We start from the raw sequence: 25,608 nt of genomic DNA on the forward strand, positions 1-25,608 counted from the left end.
GGCTATAGCCCCGCTAAGTGCTCACGAGCGCGGAGCGCACAACCGGCGACGCAGCTCAGCGCGGACGAACGTGGCGTCGGCGTCCAGCGCGACGTCCACGGGCCGGCCGAGCTCGACCGCCTCGGACCCGCGCATGTCGGCGATCGTCGCGCCGCGCCCCGGGCCGCTCGAGGTGTCGACGTCGACCGGCACCGGCATCGTCTGCACGGTCCCCGGGACGATCGCCTCGAGCACCGCGACCGCGTCGTGCACCGCGATCGCGGGCGTCCCGAACCGCGCCGCGTACGCCGCGAGGTAGGCCTCGCGGGTCGAGGAGAGGGCCGCCCCGATCGGGGAGGCCTCCGCGAGGTCGTCGAGCCACTCGGCGGAGAGCGTGATGCGCATCGTGAGGTCGAGCGGCACCAGCGTCGTCGGCACCGTCGACCCGGCGAGCACGCGGCGCGCCGCCTCCGGGTCGCCCCAGACGTTGAACTCCGCCGCCGCGGTGACGTTGCCGCCGTAGGCGATCGACCCGCCCATCAGCACGAACCGGCCGATCCGCGACTCGAGGTCGGGCCGCGCCGAGAGCAGGGTCGCGACGTTGGTGAACGGCCCGATCGCGGCGATCGTCACGGGCTCGGTCGCCTCCTCGAGCACCGCGGCCATGAGCGCCACGGCCCGCAGCGGCGACTCGTCGACGGCCGGGCCGAAGTCCTCGGAGCGCCCGCCGAGGCCGTCGCCGCCGTGGACGTCGTCGGCGCGGCGGTCGAGCACGTGCACCAGGGGGCGGTCGGCGCCGCGGCCCACGGGGACGTCGGGCCGGCCGAACGAGCCGAGCAGGCGCCGGGCGTTCAGCGTGGTCTGCTCCACCCCGACGTTGCCGTGCACCGAGGTCACCGCCCGCAGGTCGACCTCGGGGGCCAGGGCCGCGACGGCGAGGGCGAACGCGTCGTCGACGCCCGGGTCGGTGTCGATGATCAGCGGTGTCACGCGGAGAACTCCTCGAGTTCGGAGCGGGTGGGCAGGGCAGGCTGCGCGCCGGCCCGGGTGGCGGTCAGGGCGCCGACCGTGCAGGCCCGCCGCAGCGCGGCCTCGTCGTCGAGACCCTCGACGAGCGCCAGGGCGAGCGCCGCGGTGAACGCGTCGCCGGCGGCGGTGCCGTCGACCGCCTCGACCTCCGGCGGCACCGCTTCGGCCGCCACGGAGCCGTGGCGGTACAGCGTGGCCCCGGACGCGCCGCGGGTCACGACGACGGCCGGGAGCGCGTCGAGGTCGGCGGTGCGGGAGAGGACCTCGTGCTCGTCGACGTTGACGCTCAGCAGGTCGACCGTCCGCAGCACGGCCTCGGGGACCTCCCGGGCGGGGGCGGCGTTGAGCACGGTGAACCCGGTGGCGGCCATGGCCGCGGCGACGGCCTCGTCGGGAACCTCGAGGACGGTCAGGACGACGTCGGCCTCCGGCGGCCCGTCGAGGGTGAGCGTCCCGTTGGCGCCGGTGTCGACGACGATCGTGGTGTCGCCCTGGTCGTCGACCTGGATCATCGCGGTGCCGGTGGGCTGCGCGTCCACCGCCACCACGCCGCTCAGGTCGACACCCCCGTCGCGCAGCAGGGCGAGGGCCTCGTCGGCGAGCGGGTCGGAGCCCACGGCCGCGACCAGCCGGACCGAGGCACCCAGACGGGCGCAGGCCAGCGCCTGGTTCGCGCCCTTGCCGCCCGGCACCCGGGTCACGTCGTGCGCGGTGAGGGTCTCGCCGGGGCCGGGTAGACGCTCCAGCCGGGCGACGAGGTCGAGGTTCACGCTGCCCACCACGGCCACCGAGATCACCGCGCCATCCTGCCCGTACCCTTCCGCGGGTGGGCGGATGGGCGACCCGGAACGACCCGGAGCAGGCACGGCTCGTCTCGCTGGCCTCGCTGCGCTGGATCGTGCGCCACCGGGCATGGACCCCCTGGTACCTCGTGCGCTACTGGCGCCTGCTGAAGGTCCGGGTCCGTCAGCCGCACATCGTGCTCAAGGGGCTGGTGTTCCTCGGCCGCGGCGTGGAGCTGGAGTGCCGGGAGGGGCTCGGGCGCCTGGAGATCGGGCGCTTCACCCACATCGGCGACCGGACGCGGATCCGCTGCCACGAGGGTTCGCTGCGGATCGGGGAGAAGGCCGTGTTCGGGGCCGACAACACGATCAACGGCTACCTCGACATCGAGTTCGGCGACGCCACCCTGCTTGCCGACTGGATCTACGTCTGCGACTTCGACCACCGCTACGCCGACATCCACACCCCGATCAAGGACCAGGGCATCGTCAAGACCCCGGTGCGCGTCGGGCCGGAGACGTGGGTCGGCACCAAGGTGACGATCCTGCGCGGAGCGGTCGTCGGGCGGGGCTGCGTGCTCGGCGCGCACGCCGTGGTGCGCGGGACGATCCCCGACCACGCGGTGGCCGTGGGCGCGCCGGCGCGCGTGGTCCGCGACCGGGTCGCCGACTACGAGGCCGCCGCCGCGGAGCGCGCCGCGCTCGCCGACATCGCCCGCAAGACCGCGGAGGCCGCCCGGACGCGGTCCTGACCTCAGGGGCGGCCGAACACGTTCCCGCCCGGGATCTTCGGCCGGCCGAGAGGCTCGGGGCGTTCCCGACGAGGCGTCGCGCGGTAGAGCGCGACGGTGTCGGCCGCGATGGCGGGCCAGGCGAAGTCGGTGGTCAGCCGGTCGCGGGCGACCTCGGCCCGGCGCCGGGCGGCGACGGGGTCGTCGAGCGCCGCGACCACGGCCCGCGCGCAGCCACCGACGTCGCCGGGGTCGAAGGAGAGACCGGTGACGCCGTCGAGGACCACCTCGCCGAGCCCGCCGGCCCGCGAGGCCACCAGCGGCGCCCCGGCCGCGGCGGCCTCCAGCGCGACGATGCCGAACGGCTCGTAGCGCGACGGGAGCACCACGGCCGAGGCGCTCGAGAGCAGCGAGACGAGGCGGTCGTCGGCCACGTGCCCGAGCATCACCACCGCCCGGCGCACCCGCGCCTCCCGGGCCCGGTCGGCGAGCCAGCCGGCGTGCGACCCGGTGCCCGCGACCATCAGCCGCGTGCCGGGGTGGGCGCCGCGGATCGCGGGGAGCGCCGCGATCACGTCCTGGATGCCCTTCTCCCACTCGAGGCGCCCGAACGTCACCAGCACCGGCGCCCCGCCCGCCGGATCGGCGCCGTCGGACCACGGGCGGGGGTCGATGCCGTTGTGCAGCACCGTGACGCCCTCGGGGTCGACGTCGAAGAGCCCGGCGACCTCCTCGCGCATGGCGTGCGAGCAGGTCACCACGGCGTCGGCGGCGTTGGCGAGCCACCACTCCACCGAGTGCACCTGCTGGTTGAGCGGCGCCGAGAGCCAGCCGCCGTGCCGCCCGGCCTCGGTGGCGTGGATCGTCGCGACCAGCGGCGCCCCGGTGAGCTCGCGCAGGCCGATCGCGGCGTGCGCGACGAGCCAGTCGTGCGCGTGGACGACGTCGGGGTGCCAGTCGCGCATCAGCGTCGTCGCCGCGCGCAGCATCGCGTGCCCGATCCCGAGGGTCCAGGCGACGAGGTCGCGCACGAACTCCAGGTGCGGCGGGTCCTCGGCCACCCGCAGCACCCGGACGCCCTCGACGACCGTGTCCGTCGTCGGGTGGGTGGAGGCGTCGGTGCCGGTGGGCTGCCGGGTCAGCACGACGACCTCGTGGCCCGCGTCGGCGAGGTGCGTCGCGAGGGCGCCGACGTGGCGGCCGAGCCCGCCGACCACCACCGGCGGGTACTCCCAGGAGACCAGCAGGACCCTCACGCGGTCACCAGCGCCCGGCTCCGCGTCCGCGCGAGCGCCCGGGCGTCGAGGTGGCCGAACAGGTCGTCCTGGGCGGCGAACTGCCGGGCGCGCCGCAGGGCCTCGTCGTGCCGGCCCGCGGGCAGCAGGTCGGTGAGCTCGCGGACCCGGTCGCGGTGCTGCGCGGCGCGGCGGCGCGCGTAGTGGGCGGCGGAGTCCTTCGTGACCATGAACGCCCAGTCGCTCGACAGGGCGAGCGCGGCCTGGACGGCGAGGGCGTCGAGGGTCGCGTCGCGGGCGGGGGAGCGCGGCACCCCGTCGACGGCGGCCTCGAGGCGACGCGCGACGTCGAGGTTGTCCGCGACCATGTCGCGCACGGCGGCGCCGTCCCAGACCCGCCAGTCCTTGCCCGAGCCCCACGACGACGCCGGCAGCACCACCGGTTCCTCCACGTGCCCGGCCTCGACCGCGCCGCGCAGGGTGGTGACGTGCACGCCGGCCTCCGGGAGCCTCGTCAGGACGGCCTCGAGCCACGCCGGGCCCTCGTGCCACCAGTGCCCGAACAGCTCGGTGTCGTAGGCCGCGACGACGAGGCCGGGGCGGCCGCTCCGGCGCTCCCGCAGGCCCCGGAGCCGACGGACGACCGTCGCGACGAAGTCGTCCGCGTCGCGCTCGACGGCGGCCGCGGCCCGCTCGGGCTCGTACGGCGCCTTCTCCGTGACCCGCTTCCCGGTGACGCGGGCGGGCTTGAAGCCCGAGGCGTGGTCGAAGGCGTGGAAGTCGCGGTAGTCGGGCCCGCCGGGGTAGCCCGCGCGCGGCGACCAGACGCGGTAGGTCACCTCGAGGTCGCGGCCGAACGCGACGACGTCGGTGCCGTCGACCGGGTGCGCGGCCGCGGTGTCGCCGTGCAGGGCGGGACCGTCGACGAGGAAGCGGCGCACGCCCGCCGCGGCGTAGTCGTGCTCCATGCCGGGGGCGTAGCCGCACTCGGGCGCCCAGATCCCCTCGGGGCGCGCCCCGAGGCGGCGGGCGGTGTCGCGCAGCCCGCCGTCGAGCAGGAAGCGCCGCACGCGCCCGGGCAGCAGCGGGCCGAAGGGGTGCGTCACCGGGCCGCCGAGCAGTTCCACCACGCCGGCGTCGGCGAGCCCCCGGAACACCGGGGACGCGCCGTGGCGCCAGGTGCGCTCGAAGGACTCCAGGGCCGCGCCGGCCGCCCGGTGCTCGCGGACCGCGGTGTCGGGCAGGTGGGGGTGGGCGGCGTGGGCGCGCAGCTGCCAGTCGGCGAGCCAGGAGTGCATCTGGCGCAGGCAGTAGGGGTGGTCGAGCTGGGCGGCCAGCACCGGGGTGACGCCGAGGGTGAGGACGTCGCGGTGGCCGCGCTCGGCCAGACGGTGCAGGACGTCGACGACGGGGAGGTAGGAGTGCCCCCAGGCCTGGTAGAGCCAGTCCTCGCCGACGGGCCAGGCGCCGTGGCGGGCCAGCCAGGGCAGGTGGGAGTGCAGGACCAGGCAGAACGTGCCCTCGCTCCTCATGACCCTCCTCGTCGCTGTCCGGGCAGGTTACCGAGGGGTAGACGGCGACCGTCCCGCGGTGCCCGACGGTACGGGCGCGACGCGCTGTGACTGCCGGTCGAGGTCACTGGGCCGGGTGGGGCATCAGTTCCGGAACCGTTCGTCGCGCAGGGTGTCGGCGAGTGGTCGGCGTCGCTACGGTCGACCGGACCCGGCGGTCGCTCCAGGACCGCCCGCACGAGGCGGCACTGAGATGAAGAAGATCGCCGAACTGCTCGTCTGCTTCCTGCACCCGATCGCGGTGGTGCTGGTCTGGCTCAACATCATGGTCCGCCCCGAGCTCAGCGGGACCGCGAAGCTCGTCTGGGCGGTCCTCGCGCTCGTGCCGGTGGTGCCGTTCGTCTACGTGCTCACCGGCGGCGAGCTGTGGGAGAAGCCCGCTCCCGCTCCGGCCCCGGCCGTACGGCGCTGACCACCAGGTCCAGCGAGGCGTCCACGTCCTCGGTCCGCAGGTCGAACTCCTCGACCGCGACCGCCGCGACGTCGGCCGAGAGCGCCGCGGGCCAGGGCTCGCCGGAGAGGGCGAGCGCCACCTGGGCGTCGACGAGCGACCCGCCGTGGCGGGCGTCGCGGTCGCGCAGCGCGGCGCCGTGGTGCAGCCCGCGCATCGTCGTGACCTCCAGCCCGGCGTCGGTCACCAGCGCGTGCAGGTCCGCGGCCGCGAGCTCGCGGGTGTGGAACGGGTTGAGCGGGCGGTCGTCGGGACCGTTGCCCGGCGAGAACGTGAGGCGGTTCGGCGTCGAGCAGTGCAACCGCCCGCCGGGGCGCAGCACGCGGGCGCACTCGCGCAGGAACCCCGGCTGGTCCCACAGGTGCTCGACGACCTGCAGGTTCACGACGACGTCGACCGACGCGTCGGGCAGCGGCAGCGCCTGCAGGTCGGCGCGCGCCACGGCGAGCCCGTAGCGCCGGACGGCGTGGGAGGCGGCCTCCGTCTCCAGTTCCAGCCCGACGACGCGGTCGGCCACCTCGGCGAGCATCGCCGCGCCGTAGCCCTCGCCGACGCCGGCCTCCAGGACGAGGGCATGGCGGCAGTCGTCGAGCAGGGCGAGGTAGACCGCCTCGTGCCGGCGGAACCAGTAGTTCTCGTGCGCGATCCCGGGGATCGTGCGCTCCCCGGTCAGCGGCAGCGTGTCCTCCACGGCCCGATCCTCGCACCCGGCAACACTTAGCTCTTGCGCTAAGTGTTGTGCGGCGCCAGACTCGTCCGCGTGGCACTGCAGGACGAGTCGCTCGACGGGGTCTTCGCCGCCCTCGGCGACGCGACACGACGAGGGGTGATCACGCGGCTGGGTCGTGGGCCGGCATCGGTCGGCGACCTCGCCCGGGACGTCCCCATGGCCCTCCCGTCCTTCCTGAAGCACATCCGCACCCTCGAGGCCACCGACCTCATCCGCACCACCAAGGCCGGCCGGGTCCGCACCTGCGAGCTCAACCGCGCCCGTCTCGCCCTGGTCACCGGCTGGCTCGACGAGCAGCGGCAGCTGTGGGACGAGCGCACCGACCGGCTCGAACAGTTCGTCACCGATCCCGAGGAGAACCCGTGAACCCCGATCTCGACCTCGCCCTGGAGCGGGTCATCAAGGCGCCGCGAGCGACCGTGTGGCACGCCTGGACCGATCCCTCGGCCTTCGCGACGTGGTGGCTGCCCGCTCCTCTGCACTGCCGCGTGGACCGGCTCGAGGTGCGGCCGGGAGGAGGCATGGTGACGCGCATGAGCGAGGACGGCGGCGTCTTCGTGCCGCACATGGACGCCTGCTTCGTCGTCGTCGAGGAGATGGAGCGCCTCGTGTTCACCAACGCGCTCGACAGCGGCCGACGGCCGACCCGGCCCGCACCCGTGGCGATGACGGCCGAGATCACGTTCGGCGAGCACCCCGACGGCACCGCGTACCGCATCGTCGTCCAGCACGGTGACCCGGCCGACCGTGCCCGGCACGAGGAGCTCGGGTTCGAGGACGGCTGGGGGAGCGTCGCCGCGCAGCTGGCCGCCGTCGCCGAGGGCGCGACGCTGCCCGCCTGAGCCTCGCCCCGCGGAGGTCGTCAGACGGCGGCGGACCGGGCCCCGTCCCGCGACGAGGCCATGGACGCCACCATCTCGCCGGCGCGCACCGCGACGTTGGAGAGCAGCGTCGAGGTCAGGCCGTGCGTGTGTTCCGTGGCCCCGGGGGCGAAGAGGCCCGCGGTGACCTCCGGCGGCGTGACCACGCGGTAGTCGCGGTGGAAGTCGACCCGGCCCTGCTCGTCGCGGGGCCAGTCGGCGGCGGCGTCGCCGAGCATCTCCAGGGGGTCGCTCGTGCGGTAGCCGGTGGCGTAGACGACGAGGTCGGCCTCGACGACCTCGCGGGTCGAGTCGATGAGCGACTCCACCACGACGTCGGCCCCGTCGTCCCGCGCCTCGATGGCCGCCACGCGCGAGGCGTTGTGGAAGCGGAGCCGTTCGCGCCCGGCCACCCGCTCCTTGTAGTGCTCGCGGTAGAGCGCGGTGATGAGCTCGCCGTCGACCACGGAATAGTTCGTGTTGCCGTGGTAGCCCAGGATGCGGTCGCGGACCGCGGGGGCGGCGTTGAAGACGTCGTCCACGGCGTCGGGGTCGAAGATGCGGTTGGCGAACGAGCTGTCGTCGGCCGGGCTGAAGCCGTAGCGGGCGAAGACCGCCGCGACCTCGGCGTCGGGGAACCGGTGGTGCAGGTGCTCGACCACCTCGGCCGCGCTCTGCCCCGCGCCCACCACGGCGACCCGGCGCGGCTCCGCGTCGAGGGCCGGCAGCCGGACCAGGAGGTCCTTGCTGTGCCACACCCGCTCGCCCAGCGGGGTGCCCTCGGGGACGTGCGGGACGAGGCCGGTCCCCAGGACGACGTTGCGGGCGGTCAGCGTGTGCCGCGAGCCGCCCTGCTCCACCTCGATCTCGACGAGGTCGGCGGGCCCCCCGGGGCCGGGCACGAGCCGCAGCGCGGTCACCTCGGTGCCGTACTCGACCGTGCCCGAAGGGATCCGGGCGGCCGCCCACTCGAGGTAGTCGTGGAACTCCCGGCGCGTGGGATAGGCGCTGCCGTAGTTGATGAAGTCGGCGAGGCGGTCCTTGTCGTGCAGGTAGGACACGAAGGAGAAGCCGGAGCGCGGGTTGCGCAGCGTCGCGAGGTCCTTGAGGTAGCTGACCTGCATCGTCGCGTCCTCGAGCAGCATCCCGCGGTGCCACCCGAACTGCTCCTGGCGCTCGAGGAACCGGGCGCGCAGGGGAGTGTCGGGGTGCGCCTGCCCGTGCTCGGTGAGGGCGATCGCCAACGCCAGGTTCGACGGGCCGAAGCCGACCCCCACCACGTCGAGCACGTCGTCACGCGGGGGAGGCGACATCGGGGTCCTTCCGGAACGATCGGGACACTGAGTTAGGCGAGGCTAACCTGTGGTCCTCGGAGGGTCCATCGCGGGAAGATCACTCCCACGCCCGTTTCGACGGCGCGGTTCACCCGTGCAGCCCCCGCCCGCTCCGGTCAGGGAGGCGAGGTTCACTCGCACGGGGGCAGGCCTCGTCCGCCCAGCCGCCCGTCCGGGCCGCAGAATGGTCGAATGTCGATCGAGGCGCGCCGAGCGGTGTCCGGGACGCGTTCGGCGGTCGAGCGGTCGCCTGTCGGGTGGGGCTCCTGGCCGCCGCCGGTGCCCGGTGATCGTCCGCTGTCGATGACCTCGCGGGCCGACCGGTTCGAGCACGCCGTGATGGCCACCGAGCTCGAGCAGGCCAACCGGACCGGGCAGCACCCGGTGGGCCTGTGCGGCGTGGTGGTCGACCCGGCGCCGCTGGGAGCCACCGCCCAGCAGGTCTGCCGGCCCTGCCGGGAGCTGATCGGCCGGCGTCGTCAGGAACTCCGCGCCCCGCAGCCGACGCCGTGGGCCGTGCTCGCCCAGTGGTACGAGGCCCTCATCCAGCTCCTCCGGAGCCGCGGCGTGGCCGCCCAGCGCGCGGTCGCCCCGTCCCGCCCGGTGCTCGCGCTCCCGGCCGTCGCGGCGGACCGGCCGCGCCACCTGCCGCACCCCGTGCGGGAGTCCGGCGGCCGCCACCGCCGCGCCGAGTAGGTCCGTCCCGGGGCGTCTCGAGCGTGGCGCCTGCCTGACGTCCGGTGTCAGCGACGTGCCATCGCTGACGCTCCCGGGGCGGGCGGCCGTCCCCCGACCGGAGGACACGGCCGTCCGCCGCGGGACGGGCCGACGGGACGACGGGGGAGGACCGCCCCGCGGACGACGCTTCGTGACGGGCCGGGAGACACCCGGCCGCCGCCCGAGAGGGACACGTCATGAGCGTCGCCACCCTGCCCGTCCCCGCACCCGTCCCCGCCCTCGCCGCCGCGCCCGCCGACCGGCGCGAGGCCGACCCGGCCCGGCTCGCCACCCGCCCGATGCGCTGCTGGCTCGCGGCCGTCGTCGGGATCAACGCCGTCGCGGCCCTGGTCGTCCTCGTCGCCGCGACCTCGCTCGCCCAGGCGGCCGCGCTCGCCGCGACGACGGCGAGCCTCGACGTGGGGCTCGCCGCGCTGATCCGGCAGCAGGACGTGGTCAACGGCCTCTTCGCCCTGGCCACCCGGACCCCGGTGCGGTGGCCGCTACGGGTGCGGGCGGCGATCGCGCAGGTGCACCAGGTCGGCGCGGGCGTGCACGTCGGGGCGGCGATCTCGGCGATCGGGTGGTTCGCGGCGTTCACCGCGCTGACCGCCCTCGCCCCCGCGACGCCGCTGCGGCCGGCGGTCCTCGCGATCGCGGTGGCCGTCCTGGCCGTGCTCGCGACGATGGCCGTCCTCGCCCGGCCGAGTGCCCGCGAGAGCCGGCACGACCGGTTCGAGCACTCCCACCGCTGGGGTGCCTGGGCGCTGCTCGTCCTCTTCGCGGCCCTGACCGGCGTGCTCGCGGCCGACGCCTCCGTGCCGTTCACGACCGCCCTGCTCACCACCCCCGGCACCTGGGTCCTCGCCCTGGTCGCCGTCGCCGCGGTGGTGCCGTGGCTGCAGCTGCGGCGCGTGCCGGTGACGATCGAGTCGCCGTCGGACCACGTCGCCCTCGTCACCGCCGATCGCGGCCGTGCGGTGCGCATCGGCTCGGCCACCCGGATCGCCCGGCACCCGCTCGGGCAGTGGCACGCCTTCGCGACCGTCGCCCGGCCCGACCGCACGGACTTCCGGCTCGCCGTCTCCCGCGCCGGGGACTGGACCGCCCGCTTCATCGACGACCGGCCCGAGGCGGTGTGGGTGCGCGGGGTCCCGACGACGGGCGTGGGCAGCGTGTCGCGGATGTTCCGGTCGGTCGTCTGGATCGCCACCGGCAGCGGGATCGCGCCCGTGCTCCCGCACCTGCTCGGCGAGCCGACCCCGGCGCACCTCGTCTGGGTCACCCGCAACCCGGAGGCGACCTACGGTGCCGGGCTGGTCGCCGAGATCCGGGCCGCGGACCCGGGGGCGACGTTCTGGGACACCGACGCCGAGGGCAAGCCCGACCTCGTCGCGCTCGCGCAGCGGGCCGTGGCCGAGACCGGCGCGGAGGCGGTCGTCTGCATCTCCAACAAGCGGACGACGCTGCGGGTGGTCGGCGAGCTGCGCCGGCGCGGCATCCCGGCCTACGGGCCCGTCTGGGACTCGTGACCCCCGGACACACGGAACCCCTCGGAGCGGTGCTCCGAGGGGTTCGTCGTGATCAGGCTCGTGATCAGGGCTTGCGACCGCCGCCGCCACCGAACTTCTTGAACATGTCGGTGGCCTTCTGGCGGTTCCTGGGGTCGGACGCGTAGCGCTTGGCCTGGTCGGAGACCTTGCGTCCCTGCGGGCTCTTGAGGAACTGCTGGACCTTCTGGAACAGACCGGGCACGACGTTCTCCTACCGAGAATCCGATATGACCGCCTCACCGTACTGCCACGAAGTTACCGGCCAGTAGCTCCCTACTACCTACTCGTCGGTAACATGAGAGGGGTACGCCACGTCGCCCCGATGCCGACGACGTGGGACAGTCAGGTCAGTGGCGTTTGTTACCGACCGGTAAGTCCAGGCCGGGACCGCCAGACGTGTGAGTACAGGAGGTCACAGAGGACCCATGAACATCGTCGTACTGATCAAGCAGGTGCCCGACACCTGGTCCGAGCGCACGCTCTCCGAGGGCGACAAGACCCTCGACCGCGCCTCGTCGGACGCCGTGCTGGACGAGATCAACGAGCGCGCCGTCGAGGAGGCGCTCAAGATCAAGGAGGCCGGTGGCGACGCCACGGTCACCATCCTCACCGCCGGCCCCGACCGCGCCACCGACGCGATCCGCAAGGCCCTCTCCATGGGCGCCGACAAGGCCGTCCACGTGAACGACGAGGCCATCCACGGCTCGGACGCCGTCGCCACCGCCAAGGTGCTCGCGAAGGCCATCGGCACCGTCGGCGACGTCGACCTGGTGCTGGCCGGGAACGAGGCCACCGACGGCCGCAGCGGGGCCATGGCCGGGATGCTCGGCGAGCTGCTGGGCTGGCCGTCGCTGACCCACGCCAACGAGCTCTCCGTGGCCGACGGCACCGCCACGGTCAAGCGCGAGACCGACGAGGGCACCTGCGACGTCACCGCGTCGCTCCCCGCCGTCGTGAGCGTGGGCGAGAAGATCAACGAGCCGCGGTACCCCTCGTTCAAGGGGATCATGGCGGCCAAGAAGAAGCCGGTGAGCACCCTCGGGATCGCCGACCTGGGGCTCGACGCCTCGGAGGTCGGGCTCGCCGGCTCGCTCGTGCAGGTCGACTCCTTCGCCCCGCGCCCGCCGAAGTCCGGCGGTCAGAAGGTCGAGGACGAGGGTGACGGCGGCGCCAAGATCGCCGAGTTCCTCGTCGGCCAGAAGCTCATCTGAGCCCCGTCCACGAGCGAGCGATAGAGGAGAATCGGTATGGCTGAAGTGCTGGTCCTCGTCGACCACGTCGACGGTGAGATCAAGAAGAACACCTACGAGATGCTGACCGCGGCCCGCCGCATCGGCGAGCCCTCCGCGGTCCTGGTCGGGACGCCGGGCACGGTCTCCACCCTGGCCGAGGGCCTCGCCGCCCACGGCGCGGAGAAGATCTACGTCGCCGAGTCCGACGACGCGCAGAACTACCTGTCGACCCCGCAGGTCGACGTCCTCGCCGCCCTCGTCGAGCGGGTGTCGCCCCCGGCGGTGCTGATCCCGGCGGGTGCCGACGGCCGGGAGGTCGCGGGCCGCCTGGCCGTGCGCACCAACTCGGGCTGGCTGAACGACCTCGTCGACATCGACGGCGAGCGCTCGGGCTCCCACTCGATCTTCGGTGGCGCGTTCACCGTGCAGTCGCACGTCACCACCGACACCGCGGTCGTCTCGTGGCGCTCGGGCTCGATCGAGGTCGAGGAGCACGCCGCCGCCGGCACGCAGGAGACCGTCGAGGTCCCCGCGATCGACGGCTCGCGCGCCGCGAAGGTGTCCAACCGGGCGCCGATCGTCGGTGGCGACCGCCCCGAGCTCACCGAGGCGAGCGTCGTCGTCGCCGGTGGTCGCGGTGTCGGTTCGGCCGACAACTTCAACGTCGTCGAGACCCTCGCCGACCAGATGCACGCCGCCGTGGGTGCCTCGCGCGCCGCGGTCGACTCCGGCTACTACCCGAACCAGTTCCAGGTCGGGCAGACCGGCAAGACCGTGTCGCCGCAGCTCTACATCGCCCTCGGCATCTCCGGCGCCATCCAGCACCGGGCCGGGATGCAGACCTCGAAGACGATCGTCGCCGTCAACAAGGACCCGGAGGCGCCGATCTTCGAGATCGCCGACTTCGGCATCGTCGGCGACCTGTTCTCGGTGGCCCCGCAGCTCTCCGAGGAGGTCGGCAAGCGGGCCTGACCCGTTCCGACGAGCACGTCACGCAGAGGGGGACCCCCGGGCCGGGGGTCCCCCTCCGTGCGTCCGGGGTGTGGTCCGGGACGGGTTCCCGGGTGCACATCTTCCTACGAGGATTAGGCTCGAAGGGCGATGACGTACCTCGACCACGCGGCCACCACGCCGATGCTCCCCGTGGCCGTAGCCGCCTACTCCGAGGCGCTCGGCCGCGTCGGCAACCCCTCCTCGCTGCACACCGCCGGGCGCCGCGCCCGACGATCGGTCGAGGAGGCCCGCGAGACGATCGCCGCCGCGACCGGCGCGCTGCCCACGGAGGTCGTGCTCTCCACCGGGGGCACCGAGGGCGACAACCTCGCCGTCAAGGGCCTGTACTGGGCCCGCCGCGCCGCCGACCCCCGCCGCACCCGCGTCGTCGTCTCGGCGGTCGAGCACCACGCCGTGCTCGACGCCGCCGAGTGGCTGGCCGCCCACGAGGGCGCCACGCTCGACGTCCTGCCCGTCGACGCCGACGCCCGGCTGCACCCCGAGACCCTCCGGGCCGCCCTCGCCGCGCATCCCGACGAGGTCGCCGTGGTCAGCGTGATGTGGGCGAACAACGAGGTCGGGACGGTCAACGACGTCCGGGCACTCGCCGACGTCGCCCACGAGTTCGGGGTCCCGCTGCACACCGACGCCGTGCAGGCCGTGGGGTCGCTGCCGGTCGACTTCGCGGCGTGCGGCGCCGACGCGCTCTCGCTCACCGGCCACAAGCTGGGCGGGCCCGTGGGGGTGGGCGCCCTGCTGCTGCGCCGCGACGCCACCTGCGTGCCGCTGCTGCACGGCGGCGGCCAGGAGCGCGACGTGCGCTCGGGCACCCTCGACGTCGCCGGCACCGTCGCGCTCGCCACGGCCGTGCAGGCCGCGGTCGAGTCCGCGCCGAAGCGCGCCGTCGATCTCGCGGCCCTGCGCGACGACCTCGTGGCCCGGCTCGTGGGCGTGATCCCCGACGCGACGCTGAACGGCGTGGCGCTCGACGCCGCCCCCGTCGCCGGCGGGCCCGCGCGCCTGCCCGGCAACGCGCACCTCTCGTTCCCCGGCTGCGAGGGCGACAGCCTGCTCATGCTCCTCGACGCCCACGAGATCGAGTGCTCCACCGGCTCGGCGTGCACCGCCGGGGTGGCCCGGCCCTCCCACGTCCTGGTGGCGATGGGGGTCGAGGAGGCCGCCGCCCGCGGGTCGCTGCGCTTCTCGCTCGGCCACAACTCGACCGCCGCCGACGTCGACGCCGCGGTCGCGGCGATCGGCCCCGTGGTGGAGCGGGCGCGCGGGGCGCTCGCGCGCTCATGAGGTGCCTGCGGCCCGTGAGCACTGGTCCGTGCTCCGGCACGGATCACTGCTCACGAGGCGGAGCCACCCCGTGAGGGTCCTGGCCGCCATGAGCGGCGGGGTCGACTCGGCCGTCGCGGCGGCGCGCGCCCGGGACGCGGGGCACGACGTCGTCGGCGTCCACCTCGCGCTGTCGGCCAAGCCCGCGACGATGCGCGAGGGCGCCCGCGGCTGCTGCTCGGTGGAGGACTCGCACGACGCCCGGCGCTGCGCCGACGTGCTCGACATCCCGTTCTACGTCTGGGACATGGCCGCCCGGTTCACCGCGGACGTCGTCGAGCCGTTCGTCGCCGAGTACGCGGCCGGCCGCACCCCGAACCCGTGCCTGCGCTGCAACGAGAGGATCAAGTTCTCCGCGGTGCTCGACCGGGCACTCGCCCTGGGCTTCGACGCCGTCGCCACGGGCCACTACGCCCGCCTCGAGCACGGCGTCCTGCGGCGCGCGGTCGACCCCGACAAGGACCAGTCCTACGTCCTCGGGGTGCTCGACGCGGGCCAGCTCGCACACGCGATGTTCCCGCTCGGCGACTCCCACAAGTCCGAGGTCCGGGCCGAGGCCGCGCGCCGGGGCCTCGTCGTCGCGGAGAAGCCCGACAGCCACGACATCTGCTTCATCCCCTCCGGCGACACCCGGGGCTTCCTCGCCGAGAGGATCGACGCCGCGCCGGGGGAGCTGGTCGACGCCGCCTCGGGCGCGGTGCTCGGGCGCCACGAGGGGGTCCAGAACTTCACCGTCGGCCAGCGCCACGGGCTGGGGCTCGACCGGCCCGCGCCCGACGGTCGTCCCCGCTACGTCCTCGGGATCGAGCCGGTGTCCCGCCAGGTCCGCGTGGGCACGGCGGAGGCGCTCGAGGTCACGACGCTGCGGGCCGACGCGCCGCTGTGGCACGGGGAGCCCGGGGTCGTCGAGGACGTCGTCGTGCAGGTGCGCGCGCACGGCGGGCTCGCCTCCGCCCGGGTCGCGGTGGACGGCGACGGGCTTCGCGCCGAGCTGGCGACGCCGCTGCGCGGGGTCGCGCCCGGCCAGGCCGTCGTGGTCTACGACGGCGATCGGGTGCTGGGCTCCGCGACGATCGCCGCCGCGGCCTGAGCGTGGCGCCGCGGTCGTCGGGACCGCACCCCTAGGATCACCGGCCATGGGCTTCGAGGCCGAGAACATCCGCGACTGGCTGGGCAAGAAGGTCGTCGACCCGAGCGGGTCGAAGATCGGTGAGCTCGAGGCGGTGTACTACGACACGGCCACCGACCAGCCGTCGTTCGTCACCGTGACGCTCGGGATGTTCTCGAGCAAGCGCCTGGCGTTCGTGCCGCTGCACGGCGCGCTGGTGCACCCCGACCACGTGAAGGTCACCGTCGAGAAGGACCTCGCGAAGGAGGCCCCGTCGATCGAGACCGACGGGGAGCTGCCGATCGAGGACGAGCCGGCCATCTTCGAGCACTACGGCATCGAGTACGGCCCGCGCGCGGGCCGGCGCCTGGCCCGGCGCTGAGCGGCGATCCCGACGACGCGGATCTCGTCGCCGGCGAGCCCCGCACGATCCTGCGGGACGCCCTCGCCGCGGTCCGCACGCGTCGTCGGGACGACGGCGACCTGGAACTGACCGGCGACATCGCCCCGGAGCTCGCCGAGCCGCTGCTGCGCGCGATGGAACGCATCGGCGCGGAGCTGGCGGCCGACGACGAGCGCCGGGGCGCGGACGTGCGGACCGGTGCCCGGCTGCAGGCGGACGCGTTCGTCGCGCTCCTGCTCCGGGTCACCGACCCCACCCGGTCCTGACGGTCAGCCCTGCCGGGCCTTCCACTGCGGGTTCTGCTTGTTGATCACCAGGACCTTGCCGTGGCGGCGGACCACGGACGACCCCGGCTTGGACTTGAGGGCCTTCAACGACGCACGGACCTTCACGGCCGCCTCACTCTCTCTCGGGACGCCCCGGCAGGGCGTCAGCGCTCCTCGCGGAAGTCGACGTGCGCGCGCACCTGCGGGTCGTACTTGCGCAGCACGAGCCGGTCGGGGTGCGTGCGGCGGTTCTTGCGGGTGACGTAGGTCGTCCCCGTGCCGGCCGTCGAGCGCATCTTGACGATCGGCCTCAGTTCGTTGCGGGCCACGGCTCCTCCTCGTTTCTGGTAACGATTACCATTAACGCTAGCCGACCGAGGAGGATTCCCGATGCCCGACCGTCCACGGCCGCTCGTCGTCGTCTGCGGCGTCGACCGCGACGCGGTGCTCGCCACGGGGGAGGCGATGGCCGCGGCGGACCCGCGCACCGTGCTCGTCGCCCACGACCTGCGCCGCCTCGGCGAGGGGGTGCTGACGCGCTCGGTGCGGCACCGGGGCGGGTGGCGCACCGACGCGGTCGAGCTCGCCCACGGGTGCGTCTCCTGCACGCTGCGCGAGGACCTCCTGCCCCTGCTGCACCACCTAGCGGTCGACGGGGAGGTCGGACGGGTCGTCGTGCTGCTCGACCCCGGCATGGAGCCCGAGTCCGTCTGCGAGGCGCTCGCGCACGTCGAGCCCGTGGTCACCGACGTCCTCGAGCTCGTCGGGGTGGTCGCGGTGCTCGACGGGGCCACGTGGCTCGAGGACGCGGGCTCGGGCGAGGCGCTGGCGGACCGCGGGCGCGCCGTGACCGCCGACGACGACCGCACGGTCGCGGAGATCGTCGTCGGGCAGGCGGAGTTCGCGGACGTGCTCGTCGTGGTCGGGTCGCCCGACCCGTGGGAGCGGGTCCGGCGCGACGCCGTCCTCGCCCGCCTGGCCCCGCAGGCCCGCCGACTCGACGCCGCGCACCCCGCCCTGGTCCCCGACGTGGGCCCGGTGCTCGCCGAGCTGCACCCCGACGCCCGCCGCGGCGTCCCGGACGACCCGCACGGGCCGCTGCTGCGCGGCCAGCCGCCGCTCTCGCGCGACGTGGGGGTGTCCCTGCTGCACGTCGGCCTGCGCCGCCCCTTCCACCCGCAGCGCCTGCACGAGGCGATCGACGTGCTGCTGACCGGAACGATCCGCGCGCGCGGCCGCGTGTGGGTGGCGTCGCGGCCGGAGCACGCGCTGTGGGTCGAGTCGGCCGGCGGCGGACTGCAGGTCGGCACGGCCGGGCGGTGGCTCGCCGACTCGCTCGCGTGGGACGACGTCGACGCCCTCCGCCGGGCCTCGGCCTCCCTGCGCTGGGACCCGCGCTGGGGTGACCGGGAGCAGCAGCTCGTCGTGCTCGTCCACGACGCGGAGCCGGGTGACGTCGTCGCGGCCCTCGACGCCGCCCTGCTCACCGACGAGGAGATCGCCCTCGGCGAGGACGCCTGGCGCGGCTTCGACGACCCCTTCGGCACCACCCACACCGACCCCTGCGGCGAGCTCGCCCCCGGCGCGCCCGCCGAGAACACCCGAGGAGACCAGGCATGAAGCGCGACCTGCACCCCGAGTACGGCCCGGTCGTCGTCCGCGACCAGACCTCCGGCGAGACCTTCCTGACGAGGTCCACGATCGTCGGCACCCGGCGGCTCCCGACGATCACGTGGACCGACGGCGAGACCTACCCCGTCCTCGACGTGGAGATCTCCTCCTCGTCGCACCCGGTGTGGACCGGGACCGCCCGGCCGATCGAGCGCGGCGGTCAGATCGAGAAGTTCCAGCGACGCTACGGGCGGACCCGGTGACCGGCGTGACGGTGGTGGCCTGCGGGGTGGCGGCGTGCCCGCACGCGGCCGCCTCCCCGGCCGAGCACGACGACGAGCTGCGCGCGGCGATCCGCGAGACGCCGCACGGGGTGCTCGTGCGGTCGGGCTGCCTGCAGGGGTGCTCCACGGCGACGTCGTCGGCGGGGTCGACCGTCCTCGTCCAGCCCTGCGACGTGCACCGCCGCCCGCTCGGCCCGCGCTCGTCATCGGGCCGCTGCACGAGGCGGCCGACGTCGCCGAGTGCTGCGCCTGGCTGCGGGCCGGGGCGCCGGCGCCCGCGCCGTCGCACCTCGTCGCGGGGGTGCTGGCGTCGGGGTAGGCCGACCATGATCACCAGGACGTGGCGGATCCGGACGGTCGGCGTCCGGATCCGCCACGTCCCGACGATCATGGCGCGGGCAGTGCGTCCAGGAGCCGTTCGCGGAGGACGGCGCCGCGCTCCGCGAACCCCCGCTGGGCGGCCGCGTACTCGGCCTTGCCGGCCGCGGTCTCGATGCGGACCGGGGTGTAGCCGTGGGCGGCGAGGTCGTAGGGCGAGGCCCGCATGTCGAGGGTGCGGACGTCGCGCGCCAGCTCGAAGCAGTCGAGCAGCAGCTCGCCGGGCACGAGCGGGCCGAGCTTCGTCGCCCACTTGTAGAGATCCATCGTCGCGTGCAGGCAGCCCGGCTGCTCCAGCGCGACCTGGCTCTCGCGGGTGGGTGCCTCGGTGTTGCGCGGGACGGCCGCGGCGGTGAAGAACCGATGTGCGTCGAAGTGGGTGCAGCGGATGCGGTGGTTCTCGACGACGGCGTCGGTGCCGTCGGGGCCGAGGCGCAGCGGGACGGGGTGCCGGGTCTCGTCGTCGCGGTAGACCATGGCCCACTCGTGCAGCCCGAAGCAGCCGAGGTGCGGCTCGCGGGCGGCCGTGGCGGTGAGCAGCGAACGGACGAACGCGATCGTCGCCGGCCGGATCGTCGTGACGTCGATCCGCGAGCCGTCGGCGGTGTAGTGCCGCCACCCCGCCCGGTCGCTGCCGGCCAGGACGACGCCCGCGCCCGGGTGCCAGACGCGAAGCCGGTTCGGGCGGGTGGGGTAGTAGGTGTAGAGGAAGTCCTCGACGGGGTGGGACTCCCGGCGGTCCCGACGAGCCCGGTGGGCGGCGGTGAGCGCGTCGGCGCGCTCCGCGTGGGCGTCGGCCCGGGCGCGCCAGCCGGCCTCGTCGAGAAGGGTCATGAGGCCCTCCAGGGTGCCCTACGGCCCGACGACGGCCCGGCGCCGGAGGAGCAGGACGACCTCGCGGACCGCCATGAGCAGCGCGAAGGTGCCGAAGACGACGCCGAGGACGACGGTGTCGAGCGCGAGGGCGAGCAGGGCCCCCAGGGCGGCGCCGGGCGCGGACGCGGCGCCCACCAGGGTCGCGATCCGCAGCGACGCCGTCCCCTGGCGCAGGTGCGCGACGCCCGAGACCAGGGAGTTCGGGGCGAACACGAGCAGCGAGGTCCCCGCGGCGGTGTGCAGGTCGACCCCGAAGAGCAGGACGAGCGCCGGGACCGCGAGCAGGCCCCCGCCGAGCCCCATCGCCCCGGCCCAGGCGCCGACGACGGTCCCGACGACGAGGCTCGCCGGCACCACGAACCAGGCCGTCGCGAGCAGGTCGGGCGGGACCACCGCCGCTCCCCGCGCGGGGTCGAGCCCGACCGCGTCGAGGAAGAGCTTCGTCGCCGTGAGCACCAGGACGGCGATCAGCAGCACGCGCAGCACGGTCTCCGAGGCCACGGCGACCAGCCGGGCGCCGACCACCCCGCCGACCATGCCGCCCACGATCATCCCCGCGCCCACGCGCAGGTCGACCGTGCCGCCCACGAGCCAGTAGACGACCGCGCCGACCACGCACACCGCCGTGGCGGCGAGGGTGGAGGTGCCGTGGACCTGGGGGCGGGTGAGCGTGGTGAAGCGGTCGAGCGCGGGCACGGTGAGCACCCCGTTGCCGCCGCCGAGCAGACCGCCGACGACGCCGCCCGCGGCACCGATGCCGAGCAGTGCGGCGTCGCGCTGTTCCACGGTCCTCCCTGGTAGACCTGGCGGGGTGAGCGATCTTCCGGACGACAGTTCGGTGCCGGTGGCGCCGCCCGACCCGTGGCGTCCCGAGGAGCGTGCCACCGGGATCGGCTCCCTGCCCGGGACCGACCACCACGAGGCCGCACGTCTCGTCGTCGGGGAGCTGCCCGACTTCCCGCACGTGGCCGAGCTGCCCGACCGCGGGGTCGGCGCCGACATGACCGGTCGGGCGTGCGCGCTGCTGGTCGACCTGGCCGTGGAGGTGTGGCCGTCGGGCTACCGGGTGACGCAGCGGCCCGGGGGCCAGCACCGGCGCGGCACCGACCTGATCGCCCGCGACGTCGACGCGCTCGACTCGGCGCTGGGGGAGACCGGGGCCGCACCGCGACGGGTGAAGACGCAGGTCGCCGGGCCCTGGACGCTCGCCGCGGGCGTCGAGCTCCGCAACGGCAACCGGGTCCTGACCGACCGCGGCGCCGTCGCCGAGTTCACCGAGAGCCTCGCCGAGGGGCTGCGCCTGCACGTGGCCGAGCTGGGCCGCCGCACCGGCGCCGAGGTCGTCGTGCAGATCGACGAACCGACCCTGCCCGCGGTCCTCGCCGGGTCGCTGCCGACCCCGAGCGGGTACGGCACCGTCCGCACGGTGTCGGGCACCGACGCCCGCGCGGGCCTGTCGGTGCTGGTGGCGGCGGCGCGGGAGGCCGGGGCGGGCGGGGTCGTCGTGCACTGCTGCCACCCGACGCCGCCGCTGGCCCTGCTCGGGGCCACCGGGGCCGACGCCGTGGCGGTGGACCTGACGGCGCTCGACCGGTCGGCCTCGGTGCTCGACGCCCTGGGGGAGCTGTGGGACACCCCGACCGAGCTGTGGCTGGGGCTGGTGCCCTCGGTGTCCGACGGGCGCCCGGAGCTGGAGGCCCTCGCCCGCCCGGCGCTCGACCTCGCCGACCGCCTCGGCTTCGACCGGGCCCGCCTGGCCGACCGGACCGTGGTCACCCCGGCGTGCGGGCTCGCGGGCGCGAGCCCGGCGTGGGCCCGCGCGGCGATGGGGCGCACGGTCGAGCTGGCCCGGGCGTTCGCGGATCCCCCGACGAGCTGGTGAGGGTCGCGGACGGGCGTGACTGTCGGTCCCCGCGGCTACCCTCGGCCCCGTGACCAGCGAGTCCCCTGCCAACACGTCCGGCGTGGCCACCACCCCTGACGTGCCCGCCGACGTGCAGGCCCGGCACAAGGAGCTGTCCGAGGTCGTCGCCGACCACCAGTTCCGCTACTACGTGCTCGACGCGCCGATCGTCACCGACGGCGAGTTCGACGAGCTGTTCGGTGAGCTGCTGGGCCTCGAGGAGCAATACCCGTCGCTGGTCACGCCCTCGAGCCCCACCCAGCGGGTCGGCGGCGGCTTCTCCACCGACTTCGTCGCGGTCGACCACCTCGAGCGGATGCTCTCGCTCGACAACGCGTTCGAGGCCGAGGAGCTGCGCGAGTGGGTGCTGCGGGTGCAGCGCGAGCTCGACCACCCGCAGGAGGAGCTGCAGTACCTCTGCGAGCTCAAGATCGACGGGCTCGCGGTCAACCTGCTCTACGAGAACGGCCACCTCACCCGGGCGCTGACCCGCGGCGACGGGCGCACCGGCGAGGACATCACGCTCAACATGCGCACGCTGGCCGACGTGCCCACCGAGCTCGCCGGCACCGACGAGTTCCCGGTGCCCGAGCTCATCGAGGTCCGCGGCGAGGTGTTCTTCCGGGTGGAGGACTTCGGGGAGCTCAACGCCGGGCTCGTCGCCGCCGGCAAGCAGCCCTTCGCCAACCCGCGGAACTCCGCGGCCGGCAGCCTGCGCCAGAAGGACCCGCGCGTCACGGCCACCCGCCCGCTGCGGCTGATCTGCCACGGGCTCGGCAAGCGCCGCGGGTTCACGCCGGAGCGGCAGTCCCAGGCCTACGACGCGCTGGCCACGTGGGGGCTGCCGGTGTCCACGCACACCCGCGTGCTGCACGGCGTCGACGCGGTCATCGAGCACACGCGCTACTGGGGCGAGCACCGGCACGACGCCGAGCACGAGATCGACGGCGTGGTGGTCAAGGTCGACGACGTGTCGCTCCAGCGGCGGCTGGGCTCCACCGCCCGCGCCCCGCGCTGGGCGATCGCCTACAAGTACCCGCCGGAGCAGGCGACGACGACGCTGCGCAACATCAGCGTCAACGTCGGGCGCACCGGCCGGGTCACCCCGTTCGCGGAGATGGACCCGGTGCTGGTCGCGGGCTCCACGGTGTCGATGGCGACGCTGCACAACGCGGGCGAGGTGGAGCGCAAGGGCGTCCTCATCGGCGACCGCGTGATCATCCGCAAGGCGGGCGACGTCATCCCCGAGGTCCTGGGCCCGGTGGTCGAGGCCCGCGACGGCAGCGAGCACGCGTTCGTCATGCCGACGCACTGTCCCGAGTGCGGCACCGAGCTGCGCCAGATGCGCGAGGGCGACAAGGACCTGCGCTGCCCGAACTCCCGGTCGTGCCCCGCCCAGCTGCGGGAGCGGCTCTTCCACGTCGCCGGGCGCGGCGCCTTCGACATCGAGGTCCTCGGCTACGAGGCGGCCACCGCGCTGCTGCAGGCGGGGGCGGTGCAGGACGAGGGCGACGTCTTCGCGCTCACCGAGGACGACCTCGCGCAGGTGCCGCTGTTCCGGACGAAGGCGGGGAACCTCTCGGCCAACGGCCGCAAGCTGCTGGCCAACCTCGAGTCGGCGAAGCACCGCCCGCTGTGGAAGGTGCTGGTGGGTCTCTCGATCCGCCACGTCGGGCCCACGGCGGCGCAGGCCCTCGCGCGGCACTTCCAGTCGGTCGAGGCGATCGACGCGGCGAGCGAGGAGGAGCTGGCCGGCGTCGACGGGGTCGGCCCCACCATCGCGACGGCGGTGCGGGAGTGGTTCGCGGTCGACTGGCACCGCGATGTCGTCGCGAAGTGGCGGGAGGCGGGCGTCGACCTGGTCGAGGAGGTCGACGAGTCGGTGCCGCGGACCCTCGAGGGGCTCTCCGTGGTGGTCACCGGGTCGCTGCCGGAGTTCTCCCGCGACGAGGCCAAGGAGGCCATCCTCGCCCGGGGCGGGCGGGCGGCGAGCTCGGTGTCGAAGAAGACGGCGTTCGTGGTGGTGGGTGACGAGCCCGGCTCGAAGTACGACAAGGCGGTCGCGGCCAAGGTGCCGATCCTCGACGAGGACGGGTTCCGGGTGCTGCTCGAGCAGGGCCCCGACGCCGCCCGGGAGGTGGCCCTGGTCACGGGGGAGGAGCCACCGGCGGCCGGCGAGGAGCCGGCAGCGGTCCAGGAGGAGCCGGCGCCGGACCGGGAGGAGCCGCCGACGGCCGAGGGGTAGGCCCGGCGCGCCCGGCGGCGTACCGATCACGGTCGGCGGGCGGGCAGACTGGTGGTCACGGAGCGGCGTCCGATGGGGCGGACGGGTGGCATCGTCGACGAACTCGTGCAGACGCACGTGCAGACGTTGCCGTCAGGGCCCAAGAGGTTGAAGACTGGACTCACTCGGTCGGACGGACGGTCCCCGGGACGGGTGACGAGGGGGAGGTGACACCGCGGTGCTGCAGTGCGTCCCGAACGGTGCCCGCCCCGCCGACGTCTATCCCGCCGTCCCCATGACCCCGCGCCACCTGGCCCGCGACGCCCGCGCGGTGGCCGCCCTCGGGGTCACGAGCTTCCACGTCCACCCGCGCGACGTGGACGGCCAGGAGAGCCTCGACCCGGGTCCCATCGGGGCCGTGGTGTCGGCGATCCGCCAGGCCGCCCCGTCGATGGAGATCGGGGTGACCACCGCCCGCTGGGTGGAGCCGAACCCCTTCAAGCGCACCGAGCTGGTGCAGCAGTGGGCCGGCCTGCCCGGCTACGCCCGGCCCGACGTCGCGTCGGTGAACGTGCACGAGCGCGGCTGGGAGATCGTGTGCGAGGCGCTCGACTCCGTGGGCATCGGCATCGAGCTCGGGGTGTGGACCACGGGCGACGCCGTGCAGCTCAAGCAGGCCGGGGTGCCGGCCGGCACGGTCCGGGTGCTCGCCGAGGTCACGGTGACCGATCCCGACACCGCGGTCGCCGAGGCGGTCCGCATCCTCAAGGCACTCGGCCCCATGCAGGTGCCGATCCTGCTCCACGGCGAGGAGGCCGGGGCGTGGCCGGTGCTCGACTACGCCCGCCGCAACAACCTCGACACCCGCATCGGCTTCGAGGACACCCTCAAGGGCCCCGACGGCACCTGGCTCGCCACCGGCAACGAGGAGCTCGTCCGCTACGCCCTCGGGCAGGCGGTGAGCCCGCGGCTGGCCGAGAGACGCCGGTCGGGCTGGGGCGGTGGCTTCGGGGGCTTCCGCGGCCGGCCCGACCACCGGCGCTGACGCTCCCGGCCGGTCCGACGCTCAGCCCGTGATGGTCGCGACGATGCCCGCGAGGTGCGAGAGCCGCGCGAGCTCCGACGGGCGGAAGCCCGGGCCTCCCGGGCGGCCCACGACGAGCGCCCGGTCCGCGCGCCCCAGCGGGGCCGCCGCGAGCTCGGTGTCGAGGTCGGTCCAGGCCGGGGGCACCGTGTGGCCGGCGGCGGGGTCGAGCACGGCGGCGCGCCGCAGCGGGAGCCACGGCAGGGACTCCGCCTCGGTCTCCGGGGCCGCGGAGCTGCTGGCCACCCGGCGGACCCGGGTGCTGCCGCTGTCGCCCCAGACGTCGTCGGTGGAGGCCTCCACCACCAGGGCCCACGCCGACCGGAAGATGCGCGGCACCGCGTCGGTGAGCCGGGTGATGCCCTCCTCGGGCGCCGCCGCGACGGCCTCGACGAGCTCGAGCTCCCGGGCGGTGTCGAGCGGGCCGAAGAAGGGCCGGACCGACTCCACGGTGACGTCGCGGACCGACTCGGCGGCGGTGATGAGCACGTCGGGCGGGCGGGCCGAGGGCAGGTCGACCACCAGGTCGTCGACCGCCACGCCCTGGTGGCGTTCCACCACGTCGACGCTGAGGATGTCCGCGCCCTCCTGCCCGAGGGCCGACGCGACCGCGCCGAGGGTGCCCGGTCGGTCCGGGAGCACCACACGCAGCAGGTAGGTCACGTCTCCTCCGTCCTGTCGGCCGTCGCCACCTCCCGTCCGGGGGGCGGGCACGCCGACGAGCCCAGCGCCTCCCGGCGTCGGGCGCGGCGAGTGTGCCAGTCCGGGGACGGCCGGGGCGAGAGCCGGTGCCGCGGTGGCGGGACGGACCCGGCGGGGAGGTGGGCAGCGCGGGGTCCGTTCAAACCCGCCGGACCCCGGACACGCGCGTCGGGCACGCGACGCGCGGAGCCTAGGATGGATCGGTCCACCCCGTGCGCCCGGCGCCCGGGA

30 protein-coding genes are annotated in these 25,608 nt (G+C 75.0%); 18 read left to right on the forward strand and 12 right to left on the reverse strand.

All coding sequences use genetic code 11. The features are described from left to right. Window positions 1–21: 21 nt before the first annotated feature. Window positions 22–969, reverse strand: a complete 948-nt coding sequence (locus ACFPBZ_RS04105; RefSeq protein WP_378034724.1) for a nucleoside hydrolase — start codon at window positions 967–969, stop codon at window positions 22–24. Continuing rightward, the gene (locus ACFPBZ_RS04110) at window positions 966–1,805 is read right to left on the reverse strand and encodes a ribokinase (protein WP_378034725.1); all 840 of its coding nucleotides are present in this window, start codon (window positions 1,803–1,805) and stop codon (window positions 966–968) included. The genes ACFPBZ_RS04105 and ACFPBZ_RS04110 overlap by 4 nt, the downstream gene beginning before the upstream one ends. A gap of 29 nt (window positions 1,806–1,834) precedes the next feature. Between ACFPBZ_RS04110 and ACFPBZ_RS04115 the strand changes: the two genes are divergently transcribed. Beyond that, the gene (locus ACFPBZ_RS04115) at window positions 1,835–2,542 is read left to right on the forward strand and encodes an acyltransferase (RefSeq protein ID WP_378034726.1); all 708 of its coding nucleotides are present in this window, start codon (window positions 1,835–1,837) and stop codon (window positions 2,540–2,542) included. 2 nt (window positions 2,543–2,544) lie between these two features. On the opposite strand, the gene ACFPBZ_RS04120 is transcribed toward ACFPBZ_RS04115, so the two are convergent. After that, on the reverse strand, window positions 2,545–3,777 hold the full coding sequence (locus tag ACFPBZ_RS04120; protein WP_378034727.1) for a glycosyltransferase family 4 protein: 1,233 nt from the start codon (window positions 3,775–3,777) through the stop codon (window positions 2,545–2,547). Beyond that, the gene (locus tag ACFPBZ_RS04125) at window positions 3,774–5,288 is read right to left on the reverse strand and encodes a 1,4-alpha-glucan branching protein domain-containing protein (RefSeq protein WP_378034728.1); all 1,515 of its coding nucleotides are present in this window, start codon (window positions 5,286–5,288) and stop codon (window positions 3,774–3,776) included. Before ACFPBZ_RS04125 ends, ACFPBZ_RS04120 begins: the two co-directional genes overlap by 4 nt. A gap of 232 nt (window positions 5,289–5,520) precedes the next feature. On the opposite strand from ACFPBZ_RS04125, the gene ACFPBZ_RS04130 reads away from it, so the two are divergent. Then, the gene (locus ACFPBZ_RS04130) at window positions 5,521–5,739 is read left to right on the forward strand and encodes a hypothetical protein (RefSeq protein ID WP_378034729.1); all 219 of its coding nucleotides are present in this window, start codon (window positions 5,521–5,523) and stop codon (window positions 5,737–5,739) included. On the opposite strand, the gene ACFPBZ_RS04135 is transcribed toward ACFPBZ_RS04130, so the two are convergent. Beyond that, window positions 5,678–6,469 carry a methyltransferase domain-containing protein gene (locus tag ACFPBZ_RS04135; protein WP_378034730.1) on the reverse strand — a complete coding sequence of 264 codons (792 nt, stop codon included), beginning with the start codon at window positions 6,467–6,469 and terminating at the stop codon, window positions 5,678–5,680. The two genes, ACFPBZ_RS04130 and ACFPBZ_RS04135, sit on opposite strands and share 62 nt — an antisense overlap. A gap of 69 nt (window positions 6,470–6,538) precedes the next feature. Between ACFPBZ_RS04135 and ACFPBZ_RS04140 the strand changes: the two genes are divergently transcribed. Beyond that, window positions 6,539–6,874, forward strand: a complete 336-nt coding sequence (locus ACFPBZ_RS04140) for an ArsR/SmtB family transcription factor (protein ID WP_378034731.1) — start codon at window positions 6,539–6,541, stop codon at window positions 6,872–6,874. Then, window positions 6,871–7,350, forward strand: coding sequence for an SRPBCC domain-containing protein (locus tag ACFPBZ_RS04145; protein WP_378034732.1), 480 nt, complete (start codon window positions 6,871–6,873; stop codon window positions 7,348–7,350). The genes ACFPBZ_RS04140 and ACFPBZ_RS04145 overlap by 4 nt, the downstream gene beginning before the upstream one ends. Window positions 7,351–7,370: 20 nt before the next feature. Here the strand turns inward: ACFPBZ_RS04145 and ACFPBZ_RS04150 are convergent, their stop codons facing one another. Further along, a complete protein-coding gene (locus ACFPBZ_RS04150; protein WP_378034733.1) occupies window positions 7,371–8,681 on the reverse strand; it encodes a lysine N(6)-hydroxylase/L-ornithine N(5)-oxygenase family protein in 1,311 nt (436 codons plus the stop codon). Window positions 8,682–9,005: 324 nt separating this feature from the next. Between ACFPBZ_RS04150 and ACFPBZ_RS04155 the strand changes: the two genes are divergently transcribed. Together ACFPBZ_RS04155 and ACFPBZ_RS04160 are read left to right on the forward strand one after the other, a co-directional pair. Further along, a complete protein-coding gene (locus ACFPBZ_RS04155) occupies window positions 9,006–9,398 on the forward strand; it encodes a hypothetical protein (protein ID WP_378034734.1) in 393 nt (130 codons plus the stop codon). Window positions 9,399–9,616: 218 nt separating this feature from the next. Then, the gene (locus ACFPBZ_RS04160; RefSeq protein ID WP_378034735.1) at window positions 9,617–10,951 is read left to right on the forward strand and encodes a hypothetical protein; all 1,335 of its coding nucleotides are present in this window, start codon (window positions 9,617–9,619) and stop codon (window positions 10,949–10,951) included. A gap of 64 nt (window positions 10,952–11,015) precedes the next feature. Here ACFPBZ_RS04160 and ACFPBZ_RS04165 read toward each other — a convergent pair whose 3' ends face one another. Next, the gene (locus ACFPBZ_RS04165) at window positions 11,016–11,174 is read right to left on the reverse strand and encodes a hypothetical protein (protein WP_378034736.1); all 159 of its coding nucleotides are present in this window, start codon (window positions 11,172–11,174) and stop codon (window positions 11,016–11,018) included. Between the two features lie 223 nt (window positions 11,175–11,397). On the opposite strand from ACFPBZ_RS04165, the gene ACFPBZ_RS04170 reads away from it, so the two are divergent. From ACFPBZ_RS04170 to ACFPBZ_RS04195, 6 genes are all read left to right on the forward strand, one after another. Continuing rightward, window positions 11,398–12,183 (forward strand): electron transfer flavoprotein subunit beta/FixA family protein, encoded by a 786-nt coding sequence (locus ACFPBZ_RS04170; protein ID WP_378034737.1) that lies wholly within the window; start codon window positions 11,398–11,400, stop codon window positions 12,181–12,183. Between the two features lie 36 nt (window positions 12,184–12,219). Next, window positions 12,220–13,176, forward strand: a complete 957-nt coding sequence (locus tag ACFPBZ_RS04175; RefSeq protein WP_378034738.1) for an electron transfer flavoprotein subunit alpha/FixB family protein — start codon at window positions 12,220–12,222, stop codon at window positions 13,174–13,176. Window positions 13,177–13,305: 129 nt separating this feature from the next. Beyond that, on the forward strand, window positions 13,306–14,499 hold the full coding sequence (locus ACFPBZ_RS04180; protein ID WP_378034739.1) for a cysteine desulfurase family protein: 1,194 nt from the start codon (window positions 13,306–13,308) through the stop codon (window positions 14,497–14,499). Window positions 14,500–14,569: 70 nt separating this feature from the next. After that, window positions 14,570–15,628, forward strand: a complete 1,059-nt coding sequence (gene mnmA, locus ACFPBZ_RS04185) for a tRNA 2-thiouridine(34) synthase MnmA (protein WP_378034740.1) — start codon at window positions 14,570–14,572, stop codon at window positions 15,626–15,628. A gap of 46 nt (window positions 15,629–15,674) precedes the next feature. Further along, window positions 15,675–16,028, forward strand: a complete 354-nt coding sequence (locus tag ACFPBZ_RS04190; RefSeq protein WP_378034741.1) for a PRC-barrel domain-containing protein — start codon at window positions 15,675–15,677, stop codon at window positions 16,026–16,028. A gap of 155 nt (window positions 16,029–16,183) precedes the next feature. Next, a complete protein-coding gene (locus ACFPBZ_RS04195) occupies window positions 16,184–16,315 on the forward strand; it encodes a hypothetical protein (RefSeq protein WP_378034742.1) in 132 nt (43 codons plus the stop codon). A 3-nt stretch (window positions 16,316–16,318) separates the two neighbouring features. Here the strand turns inward: ACFPBZ_RS04195 and rpmJ are convergent, their stop codons facing one another. Both rpmJ and rpmG read right to left on the reverse strand, forming a co-directional pair. Continuing rightward, on the reverse strand, window positions 16,319–16,441 hold the full coding sequence (gene rpmJ, locus ACFPBZ_RS04200; RefSeq protein ID WP_378034743.1) for a 50S ribosomal protein L36: 123 nt from the start codon (window positions 16,439–16,441) through the stop codon (window positions 16,319–16,321). Window positions 16,442–16,479: 38 nt separating this feature from the next. Beyond that, the gene (rpmG, locus tag ACFPBZ_RS04205) at window positions 16,480–16,644 is read right to left on the reverse strand and encodes a 50S ribosomal protein L33 (protein WP_378034744.1); all 165 of its coding nucleotides are present in this window, start codon (window positions 16,642–16,644) and stop codon (window positions 16,480–16,482) included. 61 nt (window positions 16,645–16,705) lie between these two features. Here rpmG and mrf point away from each other — a divergent pair, with 61 nt between their 5' ends. The 3 genes from mrf (at window position 16,706) to ACFPBZ_RS04220 (ending at window position 18,529) form a co-directional block, all read left to right on the forward strand. Beyond that, a complete protein-coding gene (mrf, locus tag ACFPBZ_RS04210; RefSeq protein WP_378034745.1) occupies window positions 16,706–17,935 on the forward strand; it encodes a ribosome hibernation factor-recruiting GTPase MRF in 1,230 nt (409 codons plus the stop codon). Next, on the forward strand, window positions 17,932–18,189 hold the full coding sequence (locus ACFPBZ_RS04215; protein WP_378034746.1) for a type B 50S ribosomal protein L31: 258 nt from the start codon (window positions 17,932–17,934) through the stop codon (window positions 18,187–18,189). Before mrf ends, ACFPBZ_RS04215 begins: the two co-directional genes overlap by 4 nt. Window positions 18,190–18,328: 139 nt before the next feature. Beyond that, window positions 18,329–18,529, forward strand: a complete 201-nt coding sequence (locus tag ACFPBZ_RS04220) for a hypothetical protein (protein WP_378034747.1) — start codon at window positions 18,329–18,331, stop codon at window positions 18,527–18,529. A 68-nt stretch (window positions 18,530–18,597) separates the two neighbouring features. Here ACFPBZ_RS04220 and ACFPBZ_RS04225 read toward each other — a convergent pair whose 3' ends face one another. After that, window positions 18,598–19,422: a 3-methyladenine DNA glycosylase gene (locus ACFPBZ_RS04225; protein ID WP_378034748.1), complete on the reverse strand. Its 825-nt coding sequence runs from the start codon at window positions 19,420–19,422 to the stop codon at window positions 18,598–18,600. A gap of 18 nt (window positions 19,423–19,440) precedes the next feature. Next, window positions 19,441–20,250: a TSUP family transporter gene (locus tag ACFPBZ_RS04230; RefSeq protein ID WP_378034749.1), complete on the reverse strand. Its 810-nt coding sequence runs from the start codon at window positions 20,248–20,250 to the stop codon at window positions 19,441–19,443. A 25-nt stretch (window positions 20,251–20,275) separates the two neighbouring features. On the opposite strand from ACFPBZ_RS04230, the gene ACFPBZ_RS04235 reads away from it, so the two are divergent. The 3 genes from ACFPBZ_RS04235 to ACFPBZ_RS04245 all read left to right on the forward strand — a co-directional run bounded on the left by ACFPBZ_RS04235 (window position 20,276) and on the right by ACFPBZ_RS04245 (window position 24,636). Continuing rightward, complete coding sequence (locus ACFPBZ_RS04235) at window positions 20,276–21,346, forward strand: uroporphyrinogen decarboxylase/cobalamine-independent methonine synthase family protein (protein ID WP_378034750.1); 1,071 nt, start codon at window positions 20,276–20,278, stop codon at window positions 21,344–21,346. 49 nt (window positions 21,347–21,395) lie between these two features. Beyond that, entirely contained in the window at window positions 21,396–23,612 is a 2,217-nt protein-coding gene (gene ligA, locus ACFPBZ_RS04240; RefSeq protein ID WP_378034751.1) for an NAD-dependent DNA ligase LigA, read from the forward strand. 217 nt (window positions 23,613–23,829) lie between these two features. Then, window positions 23,830–24,636 carry a 3-keto-5-aminohexanoate cleavage protein gene (locus tag ACFPBZ_RS04245; protein WP_378034752.1) on the forward strand — a complete coding sequence of 269 codons (807 nt, stop codon included), beginning with the start codon at window positions 23,830–23,832 and terminating at the stop codon, window positions 24,634–24,636. Between the two features lie 21 nt (window positions 24,637–24,657). Here ACFPBZ_RS04245 and ACFPBZ_RS04250 read toward each other — a convergent pair whose 3' ends face one another. Continuing rightward, a complete protein-coding gene (locus ACFPBZ_RS04250) occupies window positions 24,658–25,338 on the reverse strand; it encodes an ACT domain-containing protein (RefSeq protein ID WP_378034753.1) in 681 nt (226 codons plus the stop codon). Window positions 25,339–25,608: the final 270 nt, after the last annotated feature.

The organism is Actinomycetospora atypica (assembly GCF_042653685.1).
Lineage (GTDB): Bacteria > Actinomycetota > Actinomycetes > Mycobacteriales > Pseudonocardiaceae > Actinomycetospora > Actinomycetospora atypica.